This is a genomic window from Xanthobacter autotrophicus ATCC 700552 (assembly GCF_043194565.1).
Lineage (GTDB): Bacteria > Pseudomonadota > Alphaproteobacteria > Rhizobiales > Xanthobacteraceae > Xanthobacter > Xanthobacter autotrophicus_F.
This window is the reverse complement of the sequence record NZ_JBAFVS010000011.1, coordinates 138,445-151,094: the sequence shown is the minus strand read 5'-3', so window position 1 is coordinate 151,094 and position 12,650 is coordinate 138,445. Positions and strand designations below refer to the sequence as shown.

At 68.8% G+C, this 12,650-nt stretch carries 11 protein-coding genes; 3 read left to right on the top strand and 8 right to left on the bottom strand.

All coding sequences use genetic code 11. The annotated features are described in order from the left end of the window. Positions 1-378 precede the first annotated feature (378 nt). Together V5F48_RS13805 and V5F48_RS13800 are read left to right on the top strand one after the other, a co-directional pair. The gene (locus V5F48_RS13805) at positions 379-1,581 is read left to right on the top strand and encodes a CobW family GTP-binding protein (RefSeq protein WP_394259176.1); all 1,203 of its coding nucleotides are present in this window, start codon (positions 379-381) and stop codon (positions 1,579-1,581) included. Further along, positions 1,581-2,162, top strand: coding sequence for a DUF924 family protein (locus tag V5F48_RS13800; protein WP_394259175.1), 582 nt, complete (start codon positions 1,581-1,583; stop codon positions 2,160-2,162). Before V5F48_RS13805 ends, V5F48_RS13800 begins: the two co-directional genes overlap by 1 nt. A 313-nt stretch (positions 2,163-2,475) precedes the next feature. Here V5F48_RS13800 and V5F48_RS13795 read toward each other — a convergent pair whose 3' ends face one another. The 7 genes from V5F48_RS13795 to rpmI form a co-directional block, all read right to left on the bottom strand. Continuing rightward, positions 2,476-3,699: a TIGR03862 family flavoprotein gene (locus V5F48_RS13795; protein ID WP_394259174.1), complete on the bottom strand. Its 1,224-nt coding sequence runs from the start codon at positions 3,697-3,699 to the stop codon at positions 2,476-2,478. 169 nt (positions 3,700-3,868) lie between these two features. Then, on the bottom strand, positions 3,869-5,368 hold the full coding sequence (locus V5F48_RS13790) for a phosphomannomutase/phosphoglucomutase (RefSeq protein WP_394259173.1): 1,500 nt from the start codon (positions 5,366-5,368) through the stop codon (positions 3,869-3,871). A gap of 248 nt (positions 5,369-5,616) precedes the next feature. Next, positions 5,617-8,031, bottom strand: a complete 2,415-nt coding sequence (gene pheT, locus V5F48_RS13785) for a phenylalanine--tRNA ligase subunit beta (protein WP_394259172.1) — start codon at positions 8,029-8,031, stop codon at positions 5,617-5,619. Between the two features lie 87 nt (positions 8,032-8,118). After that, positions 8,119-8,544: an endonuclease domain-containing protein gene (locus tag V5F48_RS13780; RefSeq protein ID WP_394259171.1), complete on the bottom strand. Its 426-nt coding sequence runs from the start codon at positions 8,542-8,544 to the stop codon at positions 8,119-8,121. 86 nt (positions 8,545-8,630) lie between these two features. Beyond that, positions 8,631-9,740 (bottom strand): phenylalanine--tRNA ligase subunit alpha, encoded by a 1,110-nt coding sequence (gene pheS, locus V5F48_RS13775; protein WP_394109213.1) that lies wholly within the window; start codon positions 9,738-9,740, stop codon positions 8,631-8,633. A 153-nt stretch (positions 9,741-9,893) separates the two neighbouring features. Next, positions 9,894-10,256, bottom strand: coding sequence for a 50S ribosomal protein L20 (gene rplT, locus V5F48_RS13770; RefSeq protein WP_138398293.1), 363 nt, complete (start codon positions 10,254-10,256; stop codon positions 9,894-9,896). Between the two features lie 30 nt (positions 10,257-10,286). Further along, positions 10,287-10,487 (bottom strand): 50S ribosomal protein L35, encoded by a 201-nt coding sequence (gene rpmI / locus V5F48_RS13765; RefSeq protein ID WP_282891848.1) that lies wholly within the window; start codon positions 10,485-10,487, stop codon positions 10,287-10,289. Positions 10,488-10,884: 397 nt separating this feature from the next. Between rpmI and V5F48_RS13760 the strand changes: the two genes are divergently transcribed. After that, positions 10,885-11,616, top strand: a complete 732-nt coding sequence (locus V5F48_RS13760; RefSeq protein WP_394259170.1) for a BA14K family protein — start codon at positions 10,885-10,887, stop codon at positions 11,614-11,616. Positions 11,617-11,668: 52 nt separating this feature from the next. Here V5F48_RS13760 and V5F48_RS13755 read toward each other — a convergent pair whose 3' ends face one another. Then, positions 11,669-12,553, bottom strand: coding sequence for a glycosyltransferase family 25 protein (locus V5F48_RS13755; RefSeq protein WP_394259169.1), 885 nt, complete (start codon positions 12,551-12,553; stop codon positions 11,669-11,671). Positions 12,554-12,650 lie beyond the last annotated feature (97 nt).

Sequence of the window (12,650 nt, the reverse complement as noted above, 5' to 3'; positions counted from 1 at the left end):
GCTTCCGGGGTGTTGGGGGGGGGAGCTTTGCATGTCGCCGGCCTGAGAGCCCATCCGGGACTTTGGAACGGGGCATGACGGCTCCAAACCGCGGCTCCAAACCGCCGGCCCGACCGGCAGGGGCCTGAACAGGCGACTTTCCAACCCGCCTCCCAGACCGGCCGCCCCCTCCCCAACCCTCCCCCGCAAGCGGGAGAGGGGGCCGACGGCGCTCCATCCTAAATGCGGCACGACCCGCGCCACGCCGTTGCGGGTGGCTGCGGCCGTGACATCCATCGCCGCTGACGCCCATTACCCTTGACCCGGCGGGCCGGCTGATGGAGGCAGGAGGCGAGAGAAGGGGAAGGGACTTCCCCTTCGTCCTGTGGAGACATCGCCATGCCGGGCAACGTGCCCGCCCAAACCGCGCCGGCCCAAACCGCGCCGGCCCAAGTCGCGCCTGACCAAGCCGCGCCCGCGCCCCGTCGCGGGCCGCCGGAGCCCATTCCCGTCACGGTGCTGACCGGCTTCCTCGGCGCCGGCAAGACGACGCTGCTCAATGCGCTGCTCGCCGATCCGGCGCTGGCCGACACCGCCGTGCTCATCAACGAGTTCGGCGAGGTGGGGCTCGACCACCTGTTCGTGCGGCCGGTGGAGGAGGGCATCGTGATGCTCGCCTCCGGCTGCCTGTGCTGCACCGTGCGCGGCGACCTGGTGGCAGCGCTGGAGGACCTGTTGCGGGGCCGCGACAACGACCGCCTGCCGCCGTTCGCCCGCGTCATCATCGAGACCACGGGCCTCGCCGATCCGGCGCCGGTGATCCACACCCTGATGACCCACCCCTATCTCGGCCTGCGCTACCGGCTCGACGGCCTTGTCTGCGTGGTGGACGCGGTGAATGCCGACGCCACCCTGGATGCCCATGAGGAGGCGGTGAAGCAGGCCGCCATGGCCGACCGCATCGTCCTCACCAAGACCGACCTGGTGACCGATGCGGGACGCCCGCAGCTTGAGGCCCTGAAGCTGCGCTTGAAGCGCCTCGCCCCTGCCGCCCGGCTGCTCGATGCCGCCGCGGGGGAGGCGGATGGCGCCGCTATCCTCGGCGCCGGGCTCTATGTCACTGCCGGCAAGACGCCGGACGTGGCCCGCTGGCTCGCGGCGGAGGATGTGGCGGCGGCGGAGCCGGAGGACGCAAATCCCGACCCCAACCGCCTCGACCCCAACCGCCATGATGCCCGCATCCGCGCCTTCACCCTGGCCACCGATGCCGCCATCCCGGCGGCGACGCTGGACCTGTTCCTGGAGCTGCTGCGCGCCACCCATGGCGGCAATGTGCTGCGCATGAAGGGCATCGTGAAGGTGGCGGAGGAGCCGGCGACGCCCATCGTGATCCACGCCGTGCAGCATGTGATGCACCCGCCCGCCCGCCTGCCCGCGTGGCCGGACGAGGACCATCGCACGCGGCTGGTCATGATCGTGCGCGACCTCGACCCCAAGGTCATCGCCCGCCTGTTCAACGCCTTCCTCGGCGTGCCGCAGGTGGATACGCCGGACCGCGCGGCGCTGACCGACAATCCCCTCGCCCCGCCGGGGCTGCGGTGATGGCGCGCACGGATATGACGCCCGTGGACGTGCTCGCCTTCTGGCAGGCGGCGGGCCGGGAGAAGTGGTTCGGCGGCGGCGCGGCCTTCGACGCCGAGGTCCGGGCCGCCCTGCTGCCGGCCCATGAAGCGGCCGTGGCGGGCGCGCTCGACGATTGGCGGGAGACGCCGGAGGGAGCGCTGGCGTGGATCATCCTGATGGATCAGGTGCCGCGCAACGCCTTCCGCGGCACGCCGCGGGCTTTTGCCACCGACGCCCGCGCGCTCGCGGCGGCGGAGCGGGCGGTGGCGCGGGGCTTTGACGGGGCGCCCGGCATCGCGCCGGGCCTGCGCAGCTTCTTCTGCCTGCCCTTCATGCATGCGGAGGACAGGGCGGCGCAGGCCCGCTGCGTGGCGCTCTATCGCGCGCTGGGACAGGCGGAGGGGCAGGAGGAGGGACAGGCGGACGGGCTGGCCTTCGCCCTGGTCCATCAGGAAATCATCGACCGCTTCGGCCGCTTCCCCCACCGCAACCCCATCCTCGGCCGCACCATGACGGCGCAGGAGCAGTCCTATCTGGATGAGGGCGGCTTCAGCGGGTGAGGGAGGTAGGGTGGGGCCAATGGTGGCGCAGCAGGGGCCGCCGGTTTCGATGGTGCCCGCCGTGCCCCCTCCCCAGACCTCCCCCGCAAGCGGGAGAAGGGGCCGCCCGGATTTTCCAAGCCGTCATGCCCGGGCTTGTCCCGGGCATCCACGCCGGGCCGCCCGGACTCCGTTCTGAGGTTGCGCCCGGCCCGTCCACCCGGAAGTCGGCAATAGCCGACTTCCGGGACAAGCCCGGCCATGACGGCCTGAAGTGTTCCTGCCCATGGCCTCGCGACCTCCAAGCGCGGCAGAGGGGCGCCGCGCCCTCTCGTCAAAAATTCAGCCGCGCCTTGATGCCCGCCGCTGCCGCGCGGCCGGTGGAAAAGCACGCCTGCAGCAGATAGCCGCCGGTGGGGGCTTCCCAATCCAGCATCTCGCCGGCGGCGAACACCGGGGGCAGATGGGCCGGCAGGCCGGCGAGGGCGTAGTCGTCGCCCACATGGCTCCAGGCGATGCCGCCGGCGGTGGAGATGGCGCGCTCCAGCCCGGCATGGCCGGTCACTTCCAGCGGCAGCGCCTTGATGAGACGGGCGAGGGCCAGCGCGTCCGGTCGGACCGGGCCGGTCACCTCGCGCACGAGGTTCGCCGCCACCGGGGCAAGGCCGCCGGTCTTGCCCAGCACGGTGGAGAAGGACGCCTTCTGCGGGGCGGTGGCGAGCCGGGCCGCGAGCGCCTTTTCGTCCACGTCGGGCCGCAGGTCGAGATGGAGGGTGATGGCGCGGTGACCCAGCGCCCGCCGCAGGTCCGTGGAGAGGGCATAGATGGCGCCGCCCTCCAGGCCCGATGCCGTCACCACCGCTTCGCCGCGCACCAGGGTCTTGCCGAAGCGCACGGCGATACGCTTCAGCGGCGTGCCGGCGAAGCGGGCGCGGAACACCTCCGACCACGCGATGGTCACGCCCATGTTGGAGGGGGCCAGCGCATTCACCGAAACGCCCGCGGCCCGCAGCCCCTCCACCCATCCGCCATCCGAGCCGAGGCGGGGCCAGGAGGCGCCGCCCAGCGCCAGCAGCACCGCATCCGCCGTCACCTCGGCCGGACCCTGCGGCGTGTCGAACAGCACGGCGCCCGCCGGGCTCCAGCCGCGGAAGGCATGGCGCAGGTGGAAGCTGACGCCCTGTTGCGTGAGCCGTGCCAGCCAGGCGCGCAGCAGGGGTGAGGCCTTGAAGCTCAGGGGAAACACCCGGCCGCTGGAGCCGACGAAGGTTTCCTCGCCCAGATCCAGGGCCCATTGGCGCAGGGCCTCCGGCGGGAACGCCTCCAGCGCCGGGGCGAGGCGGCCCTCGGCCGCGCCGTAGCGGCTCAGGAAGCGGGGCAGCGGTTCGGAATGGGTCAGGTTGAGCCCGCCGCGCCCGGCCATGAGGAACTTGCGAGCGACGGACGGCATGCGGTCGTAGACGCCGACGCGCGCGCCGGATGCGGAGAGCATTTCCGCCGCGGCGAGGCCCGCCGGGCCGGCGCCGACGATGGCGATGAAGGGCGCGTCGAGGGTCAATCTGTTGCCTTGTGCCAGGGGCTCCGGCCTGCGGCCGGTGCCGGGAGGGCCGCCCGTGGGTAGGTCGAGCCCTGAAACGAGAAACCCTCCGCCGGACGACGGCGGAGGGTCGAAGACTTGCAAAGCTAAAGCACCCGCGCGCCGAAAAAGAGGCGGCGGGCCGCCCCGCTCAGATGGTCTGGTTGTATTCGCCCACGTCGGGGAAGGTGCGCAGCACGCCGTCGATTTCCTTGAACATCTCGCGCATGCGCGCGTCCGACACCGGGCTTTCCACCACCACCACCAGCTCGGGCTTGTTGGAGGAGGCACGCACCAGGCCCCAGGAGCCGTCCTCGCAGGTGACGCGCACGCCGTTCACCGTCACGAGGTCGCGGATCTTCTGGCCGGTGACGAGGGCGCCTTCGGCGGCCAGCTTCTCGTAATGCTCCACCACCTTGGCGACGATGCCGTACTTGGCCTCGTCGGTGCAGTGGGGCGACATGGTGGGCGAGGACCAGGTCTTGGGCAGGGCCTCGCGCAGGTCGGAGAGCTTCTTGCCGGGGTTGCGGTCCAGCATGTCGAGCACGGCGATGGCGGAGACGAGGCCGTCGTCATAGCCGCGGCCGATGGGCTTGTTGAAGAAATAGTGGCCGCTCTTCTCGAAGCCGACGAGGGCGCCGGTCTCGTTCACCCGGCGCTTCATGTAGGAATGGCCGGTCTTCCAGTAGTCCGCCTTCACGCCGAGCTTGATCAGCTCGGGGTCGGTGGCGAACAGTCCGGTGGACTTCACGTCCACCACGAAGGTGGGGTTGGGATAGATCTTGGCGAGGTCGCGGGCGAGCAGCACGCCCACCTTGTCGGCGAAGATTTCCTCGCCGGTGTTGTCCACCACGCCGCAGCGGTCGCCGTCGCCGTCGAAGCCCAGGGCCACGTCCGCCTTGTGTTCCAGCACCGCGTCCCGCATGGCATGGAGCATCTCCATGTCCTCGGGGTTCGGGTTGTACTTGGGGAAGGTGTGGTCCAGCTCCACGTCGAGCGGCACCACCTCGACGCCCAGCGCCTCCAGGATCTTCGGGGCGAAGGCGCCGGCGGTGCCGTTGCCGCAGGCCACCACCGCCTTGATGGGGGTCTTCAGCTTGGGCCGGTCGGTGAGGTCCTTGATGTAGACCTCGGGGAAATTCTCCACGAACACGTAGGAGCCGCCGCCCTTCAGGTCGAACTTGGCGCCGAGGACGATCTCCTTGAGCTTCGTCATCTCGTCGGGGCCGAAGGTGAGGGGGCGGTTGACGCCCATCTTCACGCCGGTCCAGCCGTTGTCGTTGTGGGAGGCGGTCACCATGGCCACCGCCGGCACGTCCAGGGCGAACTGGGCGAAATAGGCCATGGGCGACATGGCGAGGCCGATGTCGTGCACCTTGATGCCCGCCGCCATGAGGCCGGAGACCAGCGCCAGCTTGATGGACGAGGAATAGGAGCGGAAGTCGTGGCCGGTGACGATCTCCGGCTTCACGCCCATCTCGTGCATCAGGGTGCCGAGGCCCATGCCCAGCGCCTGCACGCCCATCAGGTTGATTTCCTTCTGGAACAACCAGCGCGCGTCATACTCCCGGAAGCCGGTCGGCTTCACCATGGGCTCGGATTCGTACGCATAGGTGTTGGGGGTCAGGACCGGCTTGGGTATCGGGAACATGCAGTGAGCTCCTGCGGGCCTAGATTTCGCACGTGCGAGATAGCATGGTTTCGTGACTGAACGAACGCTATGCGCTTGAGAATAGCTCCGGGGACGGCAAAAAGTAGCATATAAACGGTATTATAATAACAATTTCAGGCGCCTGGCGCATGCCCGGAGCGGTCCCGGCGGCCCTTGGGCGCCCTTTCGCAAATTGCATTCGCGGCGGTGCAGCATAAGTGCCGCCGCGAATGGGGTCCGGCTACGGATCAGGCCCGCAGGGTGGCGCCGGTCTTCTTGGTGACTTCCGCTTTGATGCGGCCCGCCACCTCGTCGATCTCCTTGTCGGTCAAGGTGCGCTCGCGCGGCTGGAGGGTGACCTCCACCGCCACCGACTTCTTGTCTGGGTCGATGCCCTTGCCCTCGTAAAGGTCGAAGAGGACCACGGCCGTCACCAGCTTTTTGTCGGCGCCCTGGGCGGCCTTCAATATGTCCGCCGCCGGCACCTCGCGGCCCACCATGAAGGCGAAGTCGCGCTTCACCGCCTGGAAGGCGGAGAGGTCGAGATTGGGCTTCACCCGCGTCGCCTTGGCCTTGGGCTCGGGGATCTTGTCGAGGATGATCTCGAACGCCACCAGCGGACCGCTCACGTCCAGCGCCTCCAGCACGGCGGGATGGATCTCGCCGAAATGGGCCATGGCGTTGGAGCCGAGGCGCAGCGTGCCGGAGCGGCCGGGATGGTACCAGCCCGGCGCGTCGGTGGTGACCTGCAGGTTCGCCACCGGCGCCCCGCAGGCGGCGAGCGCCGCATAAGCATCCGCCTTGGCGTCGAACACGTCCACCGCCCCGGCCGTGCCGGACCAGTGGCGCCCGGCGCCCGAGGGCTTGGCGGTGCCGCGCCGCAGGCCGGTGGCCGCCTGACGCTGGCCGGTGGGGGTGTCGTCCAGGAAGATCTGGCCCACCTCGAACAGCGCCACGTCGGCAAAGCCGCGCGCCGCATTGGTGCCCGCCGCCTTGATGAGGCCGGGCAAAAGGCTCGGCCGCATGTCCGACAGCTCGGCGGCGATGGGATTGGACAGCGCCAGCTCGCCCGCGCCGCCGCCGAACATTTTCGCGGCCTCCTGCGAGACGAAGGACCAGGTGACCGCCTCCACCATGCCGCGCGCCGCCAGCGCCCGGCGGGCCTTGCGGCTCCTCAGCTGCAGCGGGGTCAGCACCGCCTTGCGGGCATCCTCGCCGCGCGGCAGCTCGGTGGCGGGCACGCGATCGAGGCCGAGGATGCGCACCACCTCTTCCACCAGATCCGCCTTGCCCTCGATGTCGCCGCGCCAGGAGGGCGGCACCACATCCAGCACCGGCGCCGCGCCGGAGACGGCGAAGCCCAGGGCCTCCAGCACGGCGCGGATCTCCTGCTCGGAGGCCTCCAGCCCGGCGAGGCGCTTCACCTCGGAGAGGGGGAAGGCGATGGTGCGGGCGGTGTCCGGAATGGCGCCGGCCAGCACCACCTCGGACGCATCGCCGCCGCAGATCTCCTGAATGAGATGGGTGGCGAGCTCCAGCCCCGGCAGGGTGAAGGCCGGGTCCACGCCGCGCTCGAAGCGGAAGCGGGCATCGGAATTGATAGCAAGCTTGCGCCCGGTCTGGGCGATGGTGATGGCGTCCCACAGGGCGGATTCGATCACCACGTCGGTGGTGCTCTCGTCGCAGCCGGAAGCCTCCCCGCCCATGATCCCGGCAAGGCTCTCCACGCCGTTCTCGTCGGCGATGACGCACATGGTCTCATCCAGCGCGTAGGTCTTGCCGTCCAGCGCCAGAAGGGTCTCGCCGGGCCGGCCCCGGCGCACCACGAGGTCGCCCTTCACCTTGGCAAGGTCGAAGACGTGGAGCGGGCGGTTGCGGTCGAACGTCATGAAATTGGTGACGTCCACCAGCGCGTTGATGGGGCGCAGGCCGATGGCGCGCAGGCGATCCTGCATCCATTGCGGCGAGGGGCCGTTCTTCACCCCCTTCACCACCCGAAGCGCGAAGGCCGGGCACAGGGACCCGGTCTCGCTGAACTCCAGTGTCACGCCAAAGGGGGCGGGGAAGGTGCCATCCACCGGCTTCACCTTCGGCGCCATCAGCTCGCCGAGGCCGGCGGCGGCCAGATCCCGCGCCACGCCGGCGACGCCGAGGCAGTCGGCGCGGTTGGGGGTCACGGCGATTTCCACCACCGGATCGTTGAGGCCCAGCACCTGCGCGAACGGCGCGCCCACGGTTGCATCCTCCGGCAGCTCCAGGATGCCGTCATGCTCTTCCGACAGGCCCAGCTCGCGGGCCGAGCACAGCATGCCCCGGCTTTCCACGTCGCGGATCTTGCCGATCTTCAGCTCCAGCCCCGAGGTGGGGATGACCGTGCCCGGCGCCGCGAACACGGTCTTCAGCCCCGCCCGCGCATTGGGCGCCCCGCACACCACCTGGATGGGGTCACCGGTCCCGATGGAGACGGTGCAGACCTTCAGCTTGTCGGCGTTGGGATGCTTCTCGGCCGTGAGCACCTCGCCCACCACGAAGGGCGCGAGCTGCTTGGCCTTGTCCTCCACCCCTTCGACCTCGAGGCCGATGAGGGACAGGCGCTCGACGATCTCGTCGAAGGAGGCGGTGGGCTCAAGGTGGTCCTGGAGCCAGGAGAAGGTGAATTTCATCTGGTGTGGTCCTTGTCCTGAGCCGCCTGCACATCCGATCGGGGTTTTGCCCCCTCCCAACCCTCCCCCGCAAGCGGCAAAGGGCTTTCACTGTTTGCTCCCTCTCCCGCTTGCGGGGGAGGGCTGGGGAGGGGGCAGGCCGCCAGTGGCAGCAGCACGTATGGTTTCGAGCACGCCGCTCATGGTGTTCAGCACGTCGAGGTTGGAAAATCGCAGCACCGTAAAACCCTTGTCGGCGAGGAAAAGGTCGCGCCGCTGATCCTTCGCCTGCCCGGCAGGCTCATAATGCTGGCCGCCATCCACCTCGATCACGAGGCTTGCCGGCAGGCAGACGAAATCGACCACATAGGGTCCCACCGGATATTGCCGCCGGAAGCTGAGGCCGCCGAGCCGATGGCCGCGCAGTTCGCCCCACAGCCGCCGTTCGGCGTCGGTGAGCGTTTCGCGCAGGGTCCGCGCTCGGGTTCTGAGGCCGCGAGACACGCGCCAGTTCGGCCTCTGCTCGTCGTCCATGGCCTTTGCTCCAGCCGTGGCGCTCTGCCCCCTCCCAACCCTCCCCCGCAAGCGGGAGAGGGCTTTTTCCGCTGGCTCTCTCGCCCCTACGCGCTCAATCCCCCCGCCAGCGTGGGGAAATCCAGCGGGCGGAAGCCGTAATGGGAGAGCCAGCGCACGTCGGCCTCGAAGAAGGCGCGCAGGTCGCTCATGCCGTATTTCAGCATGGCGATGCGGTCGATGCCCATGCCCCAGGCAAAGCCCTGGTATTCGTCCGGGTCCAGCCCGCAATTGCGCAGCACATTGGGATGCACCATGCCGCAGCCGAGGATCTCCAGCCAGTCCGAGCCCTCGCCGAAGCGGATCTCGCCGGGGCGGGAGCGGTCGCACTGGATGTCCACTTCCATGCTGGGCTCGGTGAAGGGGAAGAAGGACGGGCGGAAGCGCATCTTCACGCCCTCCACCTCGAAGAAGGATTTGCAGAACTCCTCCAAAATCCACTTCAGGTGGCCGAGGTGCGCGCCCTTGTCGATCACCAGCCCCTCCACCTGGTGGAACATGGGGGTGTGGGTCTGGTCACTGTCGCAGCGATAGGTGCGGCCGGGGCAGATGACGCGGATGGGCGGCGTCTTGGTCTGCATGGTGCGCACCTGCACCGGGGAGGTGTGGGTGCGCAGCACCTTGCGCTGCCCGTCCGCGCCGGGGGGCAGGAAGAAGGTATCGTGCATCTCCCGCGCCGGATGGCCGGGGGGGAAGTTCAGCGCGGTGAAATTGTGGAAATCGTCCTCGATGTCCGGACCCTCGGCCACCGAGAAGCCCATGTCGGCGAAGATGGCGGTCAGCTCTTCCATCACCTGGGCGATGGGGTGGACGCGCCCGGTCTCGGCGGCGGCCTCGCGGACCGGCAGGGTCACGTCCACCGTCTCGGTGGCGAGGCGGGCTTCCAGCGCCTTGGTCTTCAGCGCCGAGCGGCGGTGGGTGATGAGGCCGGTCACCCGGTCGCGCAGGCCGTTGATGGCCGGGCCCATCACCTTGCGCTCATCCGGGCTCATGGCGCCCAGCGACTTGAGCAGGTCCGAAACCGAGCCCTTCTTGCCGAGGGCGGCGATGCGCACCTCCTCGAGGCCGGCTTCATCCTCGGTGCGCATGATGGCGGCCGAGATGTCCTGCTCCAGGTCCGCGATGGCGCTCTGGTCGGTCACGTCGATGTCGGACATGTGGATGCTCTTGAAGTTCTGGACCGCGCGGGGTCGGTCGGGCGCGGCCTGCGGACTGTTGCGCCGCTTATAGACGCGGGCCGCCCAAACGCAAAAGCCCCGGACGGATGACCGCACGGGGCTCTTGAAGGTCTCGCAAAGACGGGCGGAAGCTCAGGCCAGGGCGGCCTTGGCCTTTTCCACCAGGGCCTTGAACGCGTCGGGCTCGTGGATGGCGATATCCGAGAGCACCTTGCGGTCGACCTCGATCCCGGCCTTGTCGAGACCGTTGATAAAGCGCGAATAGGTCAGGTCGAGATCGAGCGCGCGCACACCGGCGTTGATGCGCTGGATCCAGAGCGCACGGAAGTTGCGCTTCTTAACCTTGCGATCGCGGTAGGCATACTGCATCGACCGTTCGACGGCGGACTTCGCAGCGCGGATGGTATTCTTGCGACGGCCGTAAAAGCCCTTGGCGGCTTCGAAGACCTTCTTATGCTTGGCGTGGGAAGTAACGCCACGTTTGACGCGGGCCATGGAAAAACTCCTTCAGATCGCGGTGCGGCGTCAGCCGTTCGGCAGGAACGACTTGCGGATGATCCGTCCATCGCACTCGGCGAGGATGGTCGTGCCGCGCTGGTTGCGGATCTGGTTGTTGGTCCGCTTGATCATGCCGTGGCGCTTGCCGGCCTGGGCCGCGATCACTTTTCCCGTACCCGTCAGGCGGAAGCGTTTCTTGGCTCCCGACTTGGTCTTCATCTTGGGCATTTGGCTCTCCGTGGCATAGGTTCGCCACGCCTTGCGGCGGGGAACGCTCAGCCTCTTGTTGCTGTTGAGCGATATGAGCCAGCGCGGCAGCCCTTGTTCGCCGGCCGGCTCGAAGGCGAAAGTCGTTACAGGAGGAAGACGCGAAAGGCAAGCGCCGGCAGGCTGAAAGGCAAGCGCCGGCCGGCCCCGTGGCCGCGGGCGGGTGCTGCGGCGCGGTGGAGTTTGTGTGCCGCACCGTCACGCAGGCTTGAACGCGAGCGGCCGGAATTTGAGCAACGGCAATACGTTCGCCGCGTTGTCGCCGTAGGTTGTCGACGATCCGGCGAAACAAACGACATAAATTAAGCCGAGCCTGTATCGCGTAGAGGGAGTGAGCATCATGTTCGGAACAAAAAGAGTGGCACTGCTCGCGGCCGCCATGGTCGCTGGTAGCATGCTCTCGTTTTCCGCAAGCCCCGTCAGCGCGCAGGCGCTGCGGCTCGGTCTCGTCAACGCCGATATGCAGGGCGCCGCCGCGACGGCGGATATTGTCGGCTACCGCGGCGGCGGCGGCTATCGCGGTGGTGGCGCGCGCATGGGCGGCCCGCGCATGGGCGGCCCCCGGATGGGCGGTCCCCGGATGGGGGCAGGACCGCGCATGGCCGGTCCGCGTATGGTGGGACCGCGCTATGGCGGTGGCGCCCGTTACATGGGCGCTCCTCGCTATGGCGGCGCCCGTTATATCGCGCCGCGGGTCGGCGGGCCGCGTTACGTGACCGGCGGTCCCGGCTTTCGTCCCGGACCCGTGCGCCCGGGCTGGGGTCCGGGACGTCCGGGCTGGGGTCCCGGCGGTGGGCCGGGCTGGGGCCATCCGGGCTGGCGGCCGCCGCCCGGCGCATGGGGTCCGGGGGCGTGGCGTCCAGGCTGGGGCTGGTATCGGCCGGGCTGGGGCTGGGGCTATTACAACAACAACGGCGGGTGGATCGCCCTCGGCGTCGCCAGCGGCCTAGCCCTGGGTGCCGTGGCGGCGACGGCCGAGCCGGTCTACGGCGACGATGCGGTGGCGTATTGCATACAGCGCTTCCGCTCCTACAACCCGGCGACCGGCACCTACACCGGCTATGACGGATATCAGCACCCCTGCCCGTGAACGGGGCGGAGCTTGAGCACATGAGGCCCGGCGCTTGGCGCCGGGCTCGTTTTCAGTGTTTCGCCGGTGCCGGAACGCCTGTCTCCTTCACGTCCGGCGCGGAAAGTGCCACGGGTGCCGGGAGACCGGTGCCGGAAAAGGGAATGACCCGCCAGGCGCGCCCGACAACCATGCGCGTGTAGACCAGTTCTGCGGCACCGACGCTTCGGCGCCGCCAGCGTCCGACCTCGCGCAGGCACTTTTCCAGGACAGATCGCTTCACCTTCGCCCGCTGGACCACGGGTGGCGGGGTCCAGCGGCGAAATCGATCCGGCTCCAGGTCCGACCGGGCGAGGTCGCTTTGTCGGGTCGGTTCGTAAAGATCCGCCTGGAGACAAAGGCCCGGGCGAATCTGGTACCGGACGCTGGGAAAGTGGTTGGGGCTGTTCACCGCGAACATGATGTCATCTATCGGCTCGGCGAAGGCCGTCAGGTCGCGCACGGCGCGTTCCGCGCAGGCGCGGGTGATGATGTACGCGGCGCTGCCATGATGACGTGAATGGAGCAGATGGGCCCGGTGTCCGGCCAGCCCGAACCGCCGTCCGGACCCGATCAGCGAACGCTGCAGCCCGGTTTCCAGCCGCACGATGTCCGCGTCCCGGGGCAGGCGATGCGGAGCGTCGAGCAGGAGCTTGGCTCCTGGCGCAATCAGCACGTCATCCTCAAGGATGAGGCAGAGCGGCTCGCCGCTGGCCAGAAACCGCTGCCACGCCATGCGATGGCTCATGGCGCACGCAATCTCTACGGGGGTGATCAGGTCCGTGCCCGGCCCCACATCCTCCTGTTGCCCATCGATGGCTTCGATCCGCTCGAACGCCAGCCCCAGGGCATCGAGCTGGCTGCGCATGAATGCAAGGCGATCAGGTCGACGCGCCAGGTTGATGACGAGAATCAGCATGAGCCTGCGGAATGGTGCAATTTAGAATTGAGCAACTTCTAGCAAGCCTTCCTTGTAACGCAATACCTATGTAGGCATGCGGGTTGCGCGGCTCACG